Source organism: Rhodococcus sp. 14C212 (assembly GCF_011058195.1).
GTDB lineage: Bacteria > Actinomycetota > Actinomycetes > Mycobacteriales > Mycobacteriaceae > Rhodococcus > Rhodococcus aetherivorans.
This window is the reverse complement of record NZ_JAALEH010000001.1, coordinates 150,138-164,157: the sequence shown is the minus strand read 5'-3', so window position 1 is coordinate 164,157 and position 14,020 is coordinate 150,138. Positions and strand designations below refer to the sequence as shown.

9 protein-coding genes are annotated in these 14,020 nt (G+C 73.3%); 3 read left to right on the top strand and 6 right to left on the bottom strand.

Annotation, left to right across the window (positions count from 1 at the left end):
• Positions 1-79 precede the first annotated feature (79 nt).
• The gene (locus G6038_RS00795) at positions 80-1,411 is read left to right on the top strand and encodes an AarF/UbiB family protein (RefSeq protein ID WP_165035427.1); all 1,332 of its coding nucleotides are present in this window, start codon (positions 80-82) and stop codon (positions 1,409-1,411) included.
• Between the two features lie 21 nt (positions 1,412-1,432).
• On the opposite strand, the gene G6038_RS00790 is transcribed toward G6038_RS00795, so the two are convergent.
• Both G6038_RS00790 and G6038_RS00785 read right to left on the bottom strand, forming a co-directional pair.
• On the bottom strand, positions 1,433-1,711 hold the full coding sequence (locus G6038_RS00790; RefSeq protein ID WP_165035426.1) for a WhiB family transcriptional regulator: 279 nt from the start codon (positions 1,709-1,711) through the stop codon (positions 1,433-1,435).
• A 384-nt stretch (positions 1,712-2,095) separates the two neighbouring features.
• Positions 2,096-4,228: an ATP-dependent DNA helicase UvrD2 gene (locus tag G6038_RS00785; RefSeq protein ID WP_240918238.1), complete on the bottom strand. Its 2,133-nt coding sequence runs from the start codon at positions 4,226-4,228 to the stop codon at positions 2,096-2,098.
• 114 nt (positions 4,229-4,342) lie between these two features.
• Between G6038_RS00785 and G6038_RS00780 the strand changes: the two genes are divergently transcribed.
• Complete coding sequence (locus G6038_RS00780; protein WP_165035424.1) at positions 4,343-4,597, top strand: mycoredoxin; 255 nt, start codon at positions 4,343-4,345, stop codon at positions 4,595-4,597.
• Between the two features lie 112 nt (positions 4,598-4,709).
• On the opposite strand, the gene nudC is transcribed toward G6038_RS00780, so the two are convergent.
• Positions 4,710-5,618: an NAD(+) diphosphatase gene (nudC, locus tag G6038_RS00775; RefSeq protein WP_165035423.1), complete on the bottom strand. Its 909-nt coding sequence runs from the start codon at positions 5,616-5,618 to the stop codon at positions 4,710-4,712.
• Between the two features lie 29 nt (positions 5,619-5,647).
• On the bottom strand, positions 5,648-6,715 hold the full coding sequence (locus G6038_RS00770; RefSeq protein ID WP_165035422.1) for a potassium channel family protein: 1,068 nt from the start codon (positions 6,713-6,715) through the stop codon (positions 5,648-5,650).
• 103 nt (positions 6,716-6,818) lie between these two features.
• On the opposite strand from G6038_RS00770, the gene G6038_RS00765 reads away from it, so the two are divergent.
• A complete protein-coding gene (locus G6038_RS00765) occupies positions 6,819-7,211 on the top strand; it encodes a MauE/DoxX family redox-associated membrane protein (RefSeq protein ID WP_165035421.1) in 393 nt (130 codons plus the stop codon).
• 6 nt (positions 7,212-7,217) lie between these two features.
• Here the strand turns inward: G6038_RS00765 and G6038_RS00760 are convergent, their stop codons facing one another.
• Both G6038_RS00760 and G6038_RS00755 read right to left on the bottom strand, forming a co-directional pair.
• Positions 7,218-10,568: an ATP-dependent DNA helicase gene (locus G6038_RS00760; RefSeq protein ID WP_346772711.1), complete on the bottom strand. Its 3,351-nt coding sequence runs from the start codon at positions 10,566-10,568 to the stop codon at positions 7,218-7,220.
• Between the two features lie 14 nt (positions 10,569-10,582).
• Positions 10,583-13,906 carry an ATP-dependent DNA helicase gene (locus G6038_RS00755; RefSeq protein WP_165035419.1) on the bottom strand — a complete coding sequence of 1,108 codons (3,324 nt, stop codon included), beginning with the start codon at positions 13,904-13,906 and terminating at the stop codon, positions 10,583-10,585.
• Positions 13,907-14,020 lie beyond the last annotated feature (114 nt).

Sequence of the window (14,020 nt, the reverse complement as noted above, 5' to 3'; positions counted from 1 at the left end):
GGCGCACCGCGCCGGTCGCAAAGCGGCGCACCGCGCCGGTCGCAAAGCGGCGCACCGCGCCGGTCGGACGCCGTCAGGCATGATGGTGGGCGTGGCCGAAATCCCCCGCAGAAGCAGTTCCCGCACCGCCAAGCTCGCCAGCATCCCCCTCGGGATCGCCGGTCGCGCCGCGGTGGGCTTCGGCCGGCGTCTGGCCGGCGGGGACCGCGAGGAGATCGATGCCGAACTCGCGGCGAAGGCGGCCGAGCAGCTGTTCACCGTGCTCGGCGAGCTCAAGGGCGGAGCCATGAAGGTGGGCCAGGCGCTGAGCGTGATGGAAGCCGCGGTGCCGGAGGAGTTCGCCGAGCCGTACCGGGAGGCGCTGACGAAACTGCAGTCGGCGGCTCCGCCGCTGCCGGCCAAGGCGGTCCATCACGTCCTCGACCAGCAGCTCGGCGCCCGCTGGCGGGAGCGCTTCGCCTCGTTCGACGACGTTCCCACCGCATCGGCGAGCATCGGCCAGGTCCACCGGGCGGTGTGGGCGGACGGCCGCGAGGTCGCGGTGAAGGTCCAGTACCCGGGCGCCGACGAGGCGCTACGCGCCGATCTGCGCACCCTGTCGCGGTTCGCGGGACTGTTCGCGACGGTGATGCCGGGCACCGACGTGCGGGCCGTGCTCGACGAGCTGACCGCACGCACCGAGGAGGAGCTCGACTACCGGATCGAGGCCGACAACCAGCGGACCTTCGCCAAGGTGTTCGCCGACGATCCCCGGTTCGTCGTGCCACGGGTCGTCGCCAGCTCCCCGAAGGTTTTCGTCACCGAATGGCTCACGGCAACACCACTTTCCACGATCATCGCCGAGGGAACCCGCGAGCAGCGCAACCGGGCCGGGGCGCTGCTGGCCGAGTTCCACTTCGCGTCCCCGGCACAGGTGGGGCTGCTGCACTGCGACCCGCACCCGGGCAACTTCATGCTGCTCGACGACGGCCGGCTCGGCGTCATCGACTTCGGTGCCACGGCGGCGATGCCGAACGGGTTGCCGTCCGTGCTGGGCCGGATGGTGCGGCTGGCCCTCGAGGAGCGCTTCGACGAGTTGACCACGCTGCTCTACGAGAACCGGTTCGTCCTGCCGGGCAGGGAGGTCACCGAGCAGGAGATCGCGGACTACCTGCGCCCGTTCACGGATCCGATCCACACGGAGTCCTTCCACTTCACCCGGGCGTGGCTGCAGAAGGCGGCGGGCACCGCCACCGACTTCTCCGGATCCAACTTCCGCACCGCGCGGGCACTGAACCTGCCGCCGGAGTACGCGAACATCGTCCGCGTACTCCTCGGCTCCGTCGGCATCTGCGCGCAACTGGACGCGCACGCGCCGTACATGCGGATCCTGTCGGAGTGGCTGCCGGGATTCACCGATCCGGTGGACTGACTTCCCGGCAGCCGGTCCGGCCTAGGCACACACCAGTTCCTTGCGGGGGCGTCCCCGCGGACGCTTGCGGGCGACGACGACACCCCGTTCGAAGATCTCGCCGCCCCACACGCCCCACGGCTCGGCACGGTCGAGCGCCGCGGCGAGGCAGTGGGTTCGGATCGGGCACCGGCCGCACAACGTCTTGGCTCGCTCCAGTTCGGTCGGTGATTCGGCGAACCACAGGTCCGGATCGCTGTCGCGGCAAGGCAACTCGCGCACGCGCGTCGTATGGTCGACGTCGAGCGTTGCGGTCTGCACGATGGATGTCTCCTCTGTCTGGTTCGGATGCGATGCGCGAACCGGGCAGAAGACGAAGAAGGCCACGGTCCGCTGGGCGGTGTCCGTGGCCGGAAGGCGAATCGAAGATTACCGGGGCGAACCTCGGTGGCTTCGGGACACGGACGAAGGGGCGGCTGCTCGCACGCGGGCGACGCGCGGAGTGCACGCACCGGCGGCGACGGGGGCGCCGGCGACGGGGGCGACGACCACCACTGCAGCTGCATCGAAGCCGAGCATCGGGGCCACCTCCTTCGTCGTCCGCGCACGGGCCTTTCCCGTGACATCGACCTCCAGCCTAGAAACTCGGCCGTCGATCGCACAACCCATTTTCTACCTGCGGTTTTACCGCATCTTTGCGAACCGCTACAGATCGAGGGTATCGGGCGCGCGTTCACCGCGCACGACGGCAAGCACGTCCGCGCCGAACTGCTCGAGTTTCTTCGCCCCGATGCCGGGGATGGCGACAAGGGCGCGGTCGTCGCCCGGCCGCTGCTCGGCGATCGCGATGAGCGTGTTGTCGCTGAACACCACGTAGGCGGGAACCTTCATCTCCTTGGAACGTTCCCGGCGCCAGTCCTTCAGCGCCAGCAGCAACGATTCGTCCAGGTCCGACGGGCAGCCCTCGCAGCGCCCGAGCATGGTCGCGGACGACCCCATCAGGGGCTTTCCGCACACGCGGCACTGCGGCCGTTTGCGCTTCGGCGACGCGGGGGCCGCGATCCGGGAGGCCGGCGAGTCGTCGGGGATCAGACCGTGCAGGAACCGGGACCGCCGCCGCGACCGGCGGCCGCCCTCGGTGCGCGAGAGCGCCCAGGACAGTTGCAGGTGCACGCGGGCGCGGGTGACCCCGACGTACAGCAGGCGGCGCTCCTCCTCGATGCCGGCCTCGTCGGGCGGCGTGGAGCTGTCGCCGACGACGTGCACGATGGGCAGGGTCCCGTCGGTGAGGCCGACGAGGAAGACCGCGTCCCATTCCAGGCCCTTGGCCGCGTGCAGCGACGCGAGCGTCACGCCCTGCACCGTGGGTGGGTGCCGCGCCTCGGCCCGCGCCGCCAGGTCGCGCAGCAGGCCGTCGAGATCGAGGTCGGGCTCGTGTCCGAGGAGCTCCTCGGTCAGCTGCACGAGTGCCCGCAGCGATTCCCACCGTTCACGGGCTTGCGCACCGGCAGGTTCGGCCTCGGTCAGGCCGAGCGGGGCGAGCACCGCCCGCACCAGCGTGACGAGGGCGGCGCCGCGATCGGCGCCCTCGGGCAGGTCGTCGCGGCCGTGCGCCTGCCGCAGCGCGCCGACCGCCTGGCGCACCTCGGCGCGGGTGAAGAAGCCCTCGCCGCCGCGGACCTGGTACGGGATACCGGCCTCGGTGAATGCCTGCTCGTAGGCCTCCGACTGGGCGTTGATGCGGTAGAGCACCGCGATCTCGGCGGCGGGCACCCCCGATCCCCGCAGCTTCGCGATCGCCTTGGCCACGGCCTGTGCCTCGGCGGGCTCGTCGTCGTACTCGGCGAACGCCGGCTCGGGTCCGGGCGGGCGCTGGCCGACGAGCTGGAGCCGGGTCCCGGCGATGCGGCCCCGCGCCGCGCCGATGACCCGGTTGGCGAGGGAGACGACCTGGGGCGTGGAACGGTAGTCGCGTTCGAGCCGGACCACGGTGGCGTCCGGAAATCGGCGGGAGAAGTCGAGCAGGTACTGCGGGGTGGCGCCGGTGAACGAGTAGATCGTCTGATTCGCGTCGCCGACGACGGTGAGGTCGTCGCGGTCGCCGAGCCACGCGTCGAGCACGCGTTGCTGCAGCGGCGTGACGTCCTGGTACTCGTCGACGACGAAGCAGCGGTAGCGGTCGCGGAACTCCTCGGCGACGGCGGTGTGCTCCTCGAGCGCGGCGGCCGTGTGCAGCAGCAGGTCGTCGAAGTCGAGGTAGATACCGTCGTCGCGCACCTTGAGCGACTCGTAGCCGGCGTAGACGGCAGCCACCCGCGCGGCGTCGGCGGGGGGCTCACGCCGGGCACGGGCCACCGCGGCCGGGTAGTCCTCCGGCGCGACGAGCGAGCCCTTGGCCCATTCGATCTCCGAGAGCAGGTCGCGCACGGTGTCGGAGTCGGTGGCGAACCCGGCGCGGTGCGCGGCCTGGGAGACGACGGCGAACTTGCGGTCGAGCAGCTGCCACGGCGTGTCGCCGACCACGCGCGGCCAGAAGTAGCGCAGCTGCCGCAGCGCGGCGGCGTGGAAGGTACGCGCCTGCACCTGCGGTCCCGAGCCGCCCACCCCGAGCTCGCGCAGCCGGCTGCGCATCTCCCCGGCGGCGCGGGCGGTGAACGTGACGGCGAGGACCTGACCGGCCGCGACGTGTCCGTGGGACACCAGATGCGCGATGCGCCGGGTGATGGTCCGGGTCTTTCCCGTCCCGGCGCCGGCGAGCACACACACCGGGCCGCGCGGCGCGAGGACCGCCGCCGCCTGCTGGGGATCCAGGCCCTCCACCGATGCATCTGCTCGCATGGGCTCCATCATGGCAGGACGCGGTGACAGGCCTCCGGCCCACACCGACTGTGGTGGAGAACACATTTCACAGTCGCGCGGAACAGCGGGTGCCCCGGAGTTGTTGTGCGCACCGTGACTACGACCGACGCTCCCGCCCTGACGCTCTACACCACCGACTGGTGCGGCTACTGCCGCCGCCTCAAGCGCCAGCTCGACGAGAACGGCATCGGCTATGCCGAGATCGACATCGAGGCCGACCCGTCCGCCGCCGAGTTCGTCGGCAGCGTCAACGACGGAAACCACGTGGTCCCCACGGTGAAGTTCGCCGACGGCAGCACCGCGACCAATCCCCCGCTGTCCGCGGTCAAGCGCGTGCTCGGCCTGTAACCCGTCGCCCGCCGGGTCGCGACCGATCCGACGCACCCTCCGCGTGCGCCCCGGTGATCGGGGTCGCCGATCCGCCCACGTCGACGCCCCGGCGACCGCGCGGACACGACTTCTACCGCTCTCCGGCCCGCGCCCAGCCCTCGAGCATGCCGCGGGCGATCGAGATCGACCCGGGCAGCAGCAGCGGGGCGTCCGCCGGCGAGGCCCAGTCCCCGAGCGCCAGCGCGGTGCGCACCTCGTCGCGGGTGAACCAGCGGGCCTCGCCGATCTCCCCGTCGCGGAATTCGAGCGGCTGCTCCGGGTCCGCGACGGCGGAGAACCCGATCATCACCGACCGCGGGAACGGCCACGGCTGGCTGCCGAGATAGCGCACGTCGCGCACGTCGACGCCGACCTCCTCGCGGATCTCCCGCACGACGCAGGACTCGAGCGACTCCCCTGCCTCGACGAACCCGGCGAGAACCGAGAACCGCCGCTCCGGCCACACGGGTTGCCGTGCCAGCAGGACCCGGTCCGCGCCGTCGTGCACGAGGCAGATGATTGCCGGATCGGTACGCGGGAACTCCTCGTGCCCGGTGCTGGTGCTGATGCGCGACCAGCCGGACAGGGTCGGCTCGGTCGGCGCTCCGTCCAGAGAACTGAAACCTGCATTGTCGTGCCAGTTGAGCAGGGCCACCGCCGTCACCATCAGGCCCGCATCGGCGTCGTCGAGCCGGTCCCCGATGCGGCGCAGGTCGGCGACCGTTCCGGTCTGGGCCGGCACCCGGACCGCCCACACGTGCCGCCCGTCCCGCACGCCGAGGAACACCGCCCCCGGCACCGGCTCCGGCCCCAGCTCCGCCGCCGCAGCGAACACCAGCGCGTCCCCGTCCACCGGCACCTGGCCGCGACGATCGACCCGCAGCAGACGCGCCTGAGCCCAGCCGTCGTGCAGGGCCGCGGCGTCGCCCCGCAACTCCTCGGCGCGGTCGACGACCGTGCGGGAGAGCAGGGGTGTGTCGGACAGCTCGAAACAGGTCACGTCTGCACCCTAGCGGCGGCGGCGCAGGCTCAGCCCGATACCCGCCGGATGTAGAGCAGCTTGTCGTCCGCCTCCACGGCGTCGACCTCGGGAGACCCCACGCGCAGCAGCCGGCCGTCGCGCACGACGCCGAGCACGATATCGGACAGGTGCCGGGGCGAGCCGCCCACCTCGTTCGGCTCGACGTCGCGTTCGGCGATCGCGAATCCCGCCTCCGGGGTGAGCAGGTCCTCGATCATCTCCACGACGCTCGGCGTCGTGGTGGCGATGCCGAGCAACCGGCCCGCCGTCTCGGAGGAGATGACCACGGAGTCCGCGCCGGACTGGCGCAGCAGATGCGTGTTCTCCGATTCGCGGATCGCGGCGACGATCTTCGCCCTCGGGGCGATCTCGCGGGCGCTGAGCGTGACGAGCACCGCGGTGTCGTCGCGGTTGGCGGCGACGATGATCGCGGCTGCGTGCTGAACCCCGGCCAGGCGCAGCACATCCGACTTCGTCGCCGAGCCCTGCACCGTCACCAGGCCCTGCCCGGCGGCCGTCTCGAGCACCACCGGATCGGTGTCGACGACGACGATGTCCGACGGCGGAACCCCGTCGCCCAGCATCGCATCCACCGCGGTACGGCCCTTGGTGCCGTATCCGACGACGACGGTGTGATTGCGCACGCGGTGCCTCCAACGCTGAATCTTGAACGCCTGGCGCGAACTCTCGGTCAGCGCCGAGAGCGTCGTACCGACCAGGACGATGAGGAAGAAAATCCGCAACGGCGTGACGACCAGGACGTTGATCAGTCTCGCCTCGGGTGTGAACGGGGTGATGTCGCCGTAGCCGGTGGTCGACAGCGATACGGTCGCGTAGTAGATGCAGTCCAGCAGCGACAGTGCGTCGCCCTGGGCGTCGCGGTAGCCGTCCCGGTCGAGGTAGACCACCAGCACGGCCAATGTCAACGCCACCACCGCATATCCGACGCGGCGGGTGATGGCCCGGCTCGGGCTCGTCTGCAGCTGCGGCACCCGCAGGATGCCCACCAGCGCGAAATCCGGGCGCTCGGTGAGCATGTCGGAACGGCTGAAGCGGGCACGCAACCTACCCGGCATGGCGGCGTCCCCGCGGTGTTCTCGGCTCCGGCGACCCGGTCACCGACGTTCTCGTTGCTGACATCGGCTCGCAGCCTACGCGTCGGCCGCTAGTGTGGCGCGCATGTCCACACCCCCGTCCCAGCGCGCGGCGCTGCGACTGTCCGCACTCCTCCTCGGAGCGGGCGCGGCGCACTTCGCCTCCCCCCGGCCCTTCGACCGGATCGTGCCGACCGCGCTGCCGGGCTCGCCGCGCACCTACACCTACGTCTCCGGGGCCGCCGAGCTGACCGTCGGGACGGCGCTCGCGATTCCGCGGACCCGGCGGCTCGGCGGGACGCTGGCCGCGGCCCTGCTGATCGCGGTGTTCCCCGCCAACGTGCAGATGGCCGTGACGTGGCTGCGCAGCGAGCGGCTCTCCCCGGCCGCGAAGGCCGTCGCGGTGGCCCGGCTGCCGCTGCAGTTGCCCCTGATCACCCAGGCTCTCACGGCGCGGCGCAACGCCCCGCGCCGCTGAGCGCCGCTACCGCTCGCCGGCCGACGGACGGTCCGCGCCGGCGCTGCGCACCAACCGGTCCAGCCGCTCGGCGCCGGGCAGGTCCTCCGGCGCGATGGTCCGCCCGGTGCGCACGTAGTGGAATGCGGCCCGAACCCTGTCGAGAGGCGGCGCGGCCGGTCGACCGGTCGCGCGGAACGTGCGGGCGGCCATCAGCTGCGCCCACGCCAGGCGGTACGCGGCCAGCTGCATCGCCACTGCCTCGAGGCGGTCCTCGTCGGGCTCGGCGCCGGTCTTCCAGTCGATGACCGTCCAGCCGCCGTCCGGGTCCTCGAACACCGCGTCGATGCGGCCACGGATCACCACCCCCGCCAGCGACGTCTCGAACGGAACCTCCACCTCCACCGGGCTGCGCTGCGCCCACTGCGAGCGCAGGAACGCCTCCTGGAGCCGGTCGAGTTCGGTCTCGTCGCCGCCGGCGTCATCCGCGCCGGGCAGTTCGTCGAGGTCGAGCAGGCGCGTGGCGCCGTATCGCCGTTCGAGCCAGGCGTGGAAGGCGGTGCCGCGCCGCGCCAGCGGATTCGGGCGGAACGGCAACGGACGGCGCAGCCGCGCCGCCAGCGCGGCCGGGTCCGCGGCCAGATCCACCAGCTGGCTGACCGACATCTGGGCGGGCAGCATCACCTCGGCACGCTGCTCGGCGCGCCGGGCCCGCTCGGCGAGCAGCGCGTCGACGTCCGCGGCCCAGTCGTCGGGGTCGTCGTCCGGGTTCGCCGGGGGCTCGGGTTCGGGCTCCTCGAGCGTCGCGAGGACCAGGGCCGCGCCCTGCTCGACGAAGGGACGCCGCACTCCGAGGGGATCGCGCGGCCACACGGCGGTGTGCGGATCCGCGGTCATCGGGTTCTCGGTGCCCGGTTCCGGCGCCGGGGCCCAGGTCTCGATGCGGCCGAGTCCGGGTCGCGCCGCCACCAGCTCGTGCAGTTCCGACAGGAACGGGGACGGTCCCTTCGGTTCCGTTCCGGACTCGGCCCAGTGGTGCCCGGAGACGAACAGGGCCCGCTCCGTGCGGGTGAGTGCGACGTAGAACAGGCGCCGGTCCTCGTCCAGTTTCCGGTGCTTGAGGGCGTCCTTGTGGGTGTCGATGCAGTTCTCGAGCGATTTGCGGTCGTAGACCTCGTCGAGATCGAGGACGGGCACGCCGTCGCTGTTCTCGCCCGGCAGCGCCCGGTCGCCGCGCAGCGACGGCGGCAGTTCCCCGAGGGCGCCGAGCCACGTGCTGCCGGCCGTCGACGAGGGGAAGACCCCGGCGGTCAGGTGCGGGACCGCCACCACCTCCCATTCGAGGCCCTTGGCCGAGTGCACGGTCAGCACCTGCACCCGCTCGGTGGCGACCTGCACTTCGCCCGGAGCGAGTCCGCCCTCGATCTCCTCGGCGGCGGAGAGATAGGCGAGCAGGCCGGTCAGCGTCGCCGAGCCGCGGCTCGCGTACCCGGCGACCACGTCCGCGAAGGCGTCGAGGTTCTCCCGGCCGACACCGCCGTCGCTGCCCGCGCGGGCCTGCGCCTCGATGCCGATGCCGAGAACCCGCTCCACCTCGGCGACGAGCTCCGTCAGCGGCTGGCCCAGCCGCTCCCGCAGGGAGGCCAGCTCCTTGCCCAGCGCGACGATGCGCGCGTAACCGAACTCGGAATACCGATGCGGCGGACCGGGATCGGAGAGCGCGTCGGCGATCCCGGCCTGTTCGGACTGCTCCCCCGGCAGGGCGCTGTCGAGCGCCTCGGCGAGGGCGGCCGAGTCGGTGACCGTGCCGGCGACGCCGAAGCGGCCGCCGATGGCGAGTTCGCCGGCCCGGCGCCACAGCGCCTTCAGGTCGGCGGCGCCGAGCTGCCAGCGGGCACCGGTCAGCACCCGCACGGCCGCGCTGCCGGCCGTGGGGTCCGCGGCCAGCCGCAGCATCGCGATCACGTCCACCACCTCGGGGGTGTGCAGCAGGCCGCCGAGACCGACCACCTCGACGGGCAGGCCGAGGGCTCGCAGCGCCTCCGCGATCGGCGCGGCGTCGGCGTTGCGGCGCACCAGCACCGCCGCTGTCGGTGGCGGCGCCTCGGCAACCCGGGCGGCCGCGTACTCGGCGGCGATCCGCCCGGCCACCCATTCCCGTTCGGCCTCCACGTCCGGATGCAGGGCGAGCCGGACGTCGCCGGGGGTCGGCTCCGGCTTCGCTCGCAGCGTGCTGACCTGAACACCCTTGTGCCGCAACGGTTCCGAAGCCAGATTCGCCAGCTCCAGGGCCTCCGGGGGGTTGCGCCAGCTGGTGAGCAACTCGAGCCGGGGTGCGGGGCTCCCGTCCGGCAGCGGGAAGTCCGTCGAGAACCGGGGCAGGTTCGCCGCGGACGCGCCGCGCCATCCGTAGATCGACTGCATCGGATCGCCCACCGCGGTCACCGCGGGCATCCGCTCGGAGGCGTCGCCGGACAGCGGACCGCCGAACAGCGACGACAGGAGGACGCGCTGCGCGTGGCCGGTGTCCTGGTACTCGTCGAGCAGCACCACCCGGAAGCGGGCGCGCTCGGCGCGGCCGACCTCCGGGTGGTCGCGGGCCATCCGGGCGGCGAGCGACATCTGGCTGCCGAAGTCCAGCGCGCCCTCGCGGCGCAGCGTCTGTGCCAAGCGCTCGACCAGGGGCAGCAACTCGATCCGGGCCTGCTGTGCGTCGAGGATGTTCAGCAGGGTCTTCGACGGTCCCCCACGCTGGTTCGGGCCGGCGGGCAGCGTGTGCACGAGTTTGTCCAGCTCGGTGTGCGCGACCCGCAGGTCCTCCGGCTCGACGAGGTGCTCGGCGAGCTGCCCCGACAGCGCCAGCACGCACTCGGTGACCGACGCGGGGTTGCGGTCGGTGTCGAGGTCGCCGTCCCAGGCGCTGACCACGCGGTACGCGAGCTGCCACAGCTCGGTCTCGGACAGCAGGGTCGCCGACGGTTCGATGGGCAGCAGCAGCCCGTGCTCGCCGAGCAGGCGCCCGGCGTACGCGTGATAGGTGCCCACCTCCGGCTCGCCGGCGAGGATGCGGGCGCGTAGCCCGCCGGTCGGGTCGAGGTCGCGCACCAGCGCCGATCCGGCGAGCTTCGCCAGCCGCCGGCGGATCCGGGTGGTGAGCTGCTGGGCGGCCTTGCGGGTGAACGTCAGGCCCAGTACCTGTTCCGGGTCGACGAAGCCGTTCGCGACGAGCCAGACCACGCGCGCCGCCATCGTTTCGGTCTTACCGGCGCCGGCGCCGGCGACGACGAGCGTGGGCTGCAGGGGCGCCTCGATCACCGCGGCCTGCTCGTCGGTCGGCGGGAACTGCCCGAGCGCGGCGGCCAGCTCGACCGCGCTCACCGTCGGTGGTGCCACTATCCCGTCACCTGCCTGCCCTCGTCGTGTGCCGGGCAGCTCGACAGGACCGGGCAGTGCCGGCACCCGTCGTTGACCCGGGCCAGGAACTGTGGTCCGCGGGTGGCCGCGGCTGCTTCGTGGATGACGTCGCGCCAACCGTCGAGCGCCTCGGCGTCCAGCGGGGCCTGTACCCGCTGGGTGGCGCCCTCCCTGTTGTGGGGTTTGGCGACGAACACCAACCGTGCCCCGCCGGGTTCGCCGGCGGGCTGCCCGTCGATCGCGCCGGCCGCGGCGGCAACCTGGTAGGCGGCCAGCTGCGCGTGCTGCTGCGCCGCCTCCTTGGTGACCGGATGACGCGCTGTCTTGACGTCGATGATCACGGGCCGCCCGTCCGGGTCGCGCTCGAGCCGGTCGATCCGGCCGCGCAGCCGCACCCGCGGCTCGTCCTCGGTTCGCGGTTCGAGGATGCCGTCGACGGCGATCTCGACCCCCACCTCGGTGAGCTCGCCACGGGTGCCACGCAGCCACGCCGAGAAGGTGTCGAGCATGGCGCGGGTGCGTTCGAGCTCGCGACGGGCGTACCATTGTGAACCGAGATCGACCGAGTCCCAAGCTCGTTCGAGCGCCCGCTCCACCTGGTCGGGCGGGATCCGTCCGGCGAGCGCCTGCACCAGCGTGTGCACCAGGCTGCCCGCGACGGCGTGGGTGTTGTCGCCGTCGGAGCCGCCGTGCCGCTCGAACATCCACCGCAGCGGGCACGTGGTGAGCTGGTCGACGGTCGACGGCGACAACGGCACCGCGTCGGCCCCGGGGTCCCACAGTTCCTGTTGCGTGCTGGGCTCGGCGGTGCCGTACCACTGGTCCGGATGCGCGCCCCGCACACGGGCCCGGGCGAGCCGCGCGAGTTGTGCCGCCGCCCGGCGCTGCCGCTGCGGATCGTCCCGGGCCACGACGGGATCGCACACCACGCTGCGCAGCTCGGCGACGAGGGTGGGGAGGGCGAGTACCCGGGTGCGGGTCTCCTCGGGCAGCACCGAGACGTCCTCACCCGCCTCGTCGACGACGTCGTCGGAGTCCGCGCCCACCAGCTCGTCGACGAATCGGGACCGCACCATGTCCGTGTCGCCGCCCACCGATTCGACGGCGGTGACGAGCAGGGTGCGCCGCGCCCGGCTGCACGCGACGAGGAACAGGCGGCGCTCGTCGGCCAGCAGCGGCGCGGTGCGGGAGAGCCGCGTCGAGCCGTCGCCGCCGCCGTCGGCCCCGGACACCGCGTCGATCAGCGTCTCGATGCCCAGCAGGGTGCCGCGGGCACGCAGGCTCGGCCACAGGCCCTCCTGCACGCCGGCGACCGCCACGACGTCCCACTCCCGGCCGGCCGCCGAGTGGGCACTGACGACGGTGACCGCCTCCGCCGGCGCGACCAGGCGGGTGCGGACGGTGCCCGGGATCTCCTGTTCGGTGAGGTAGTCGACGAATCCGGCGAGCTGGGCGCGCGGCAGCCGGTCGACGTAGTCGGCGGCGGCGTCGAACAGCGCCACCATGCCGTCGAGGTCGCGGTCTGCCTGCGCGCCGACCGGACCGCCGCGTTCGGATGCCGCCGCCCACCTGCGCTCGAGTCCGGTGGCCTGCCACGCCTCCCACAGCACGTCCTCGATGCCGCCGCCCCGGCGCGCGGCCTCCCGGGCCTTGTGCATCACGGCCTGGGCCTTCTTCAGCGGCGCCGCCTCGACGTCGGTGAGTCCGCGCACGAGCCGTCCGGCGTCCTCGCTCTCGTCGTCGACGAGCAGTAGTCGCAGCAGTTCGGCCGAGTCGCGGTCTCCCCCGGCGGCGAGCTCGACACGGCGCAGACCCCGGCGCAGGCGGCGCAGGGCGACCGGTTCGGCTCCGCCGACGGGCCCGGACAGCAGGGCGAGCGCCTCCTCGCCGCCGAACGGCAGCCCGGACAGTGCCCGCAGCACGAGCAGCAACCCGGCGACGCCGTGCTGGCGGGCCAGCGGCAGCTCGGAGGCGGCCGTGGTGACCGGCACGCCGGCCGCCAGCAGGGCCCGCCGCAGCGGGGCGAGCGAGCGCGGCACCGACCGCACCACGACGGCCATGCGGGACCACGGCACCCCGTCGACGAGGTGGGCGCGGCGCAGCGTGTCGGCGACGAGCGCGGCTTCCTTCGCCGGCGTCGGCAGTACCCGGACCCGAACGGTGCCCGGGTCGCCCGACGGGACGGCGGGTGCACCGCGGTGCGGCGGAAGGCCGGACAGCCGGCGGGTGATACGGCCGACGAGTTCGGCCACCTCGGGGGCGGCCCGGTGGTTGGTGCCGAGCACCACGCGGCGGCTCGGGTCGTCGTCGACCAGCGCGGCGAGGAAGGCCGGGTCGGCACCACGGAAGGTGAATACCGCCTGGTCCGGATCGCCGGCGACGGTGGTGGTGCGGGTGCCGAGCCCGACGACGCGCACCAGTTGCGCCGCCTGCGGGTCGAGATGCTGGGCGTCGTCGACGAGCAGGTGCCGGATCCGGGACCGTTCCCGTGCGAGCAGGTCGGGGTCGGTGACGAACGCGGCGAGGGCCGCCCCGACGAGTTCGGCGGCGTCGAGGGCGGGCGCGGTGGCCTCGGGCGCCTCGATGCCGACCGCGCCGCGCAGCAGCATGATCTGCTCGTACCGGGCGGCGAATTCGCCGACGGCGACCCACTCGGGCCGCGACCGCCGCTGCCCGAGCTCGATCAGGTCCTCGGGACCGAGGCCGCGTTCGTTGGCGCGCAGCATCAGGTCCCGCAGTTCCACCGCGAAGCCGGTCATGCCGAGCGCGGGCCGCAGCCGCTCGGGCCACATGCCCGCGCCGTCGTCGAGGTCGCCTCGCAACAGCTCGCGCAGGACGGCGTCCTGCTCGGCGCCGGTGATCAGGCGCGGGGGCGGGTTGCCGTGCGTGGACGCCTGCAGCCGGAGCACCGCGAACGCGTACGAGTGGACGGTGCGCACCAGCGGTTCCCGCGTGGCCCGGGGACCACCGGCAGCCGCTCCCGCGCGGAGCAACCCGGCGGTGATCGCCTCTCGCACCTCGGTCGCGGCGCGCCGGGAATGGGTGAGCACCAGCACCGACTCCGGGTCGGCGCCGGCGGCGATCCGGGACACGGCCAGGTCCACGAGCAGCGAGGTCTTACCCGTCCCGGGGCCGCCCAGCACCTGCCACGGCCGCCACTGCGGCATGGGCGGCGAGTCGGCGAACACCCGCTGCACGTCCTCGGGCCACTGTCGCTGCGGCGGCGCCTCGTCCGGCCTCGGCACCAGGCGCACCTCGGCCTGCCGGGGCCGGGCGTCGGGGCGGATGTCGGCGTCGGTCATGGGGCCATTCCAGCAGACGGGACCGACACCGCCGCGGAGCGGCGAATCCCGCACCGCCGCGGAGCGGCGAATCCGACACCGCCGCGGAGCGGCGAATCCGACACCGCCGCCGAG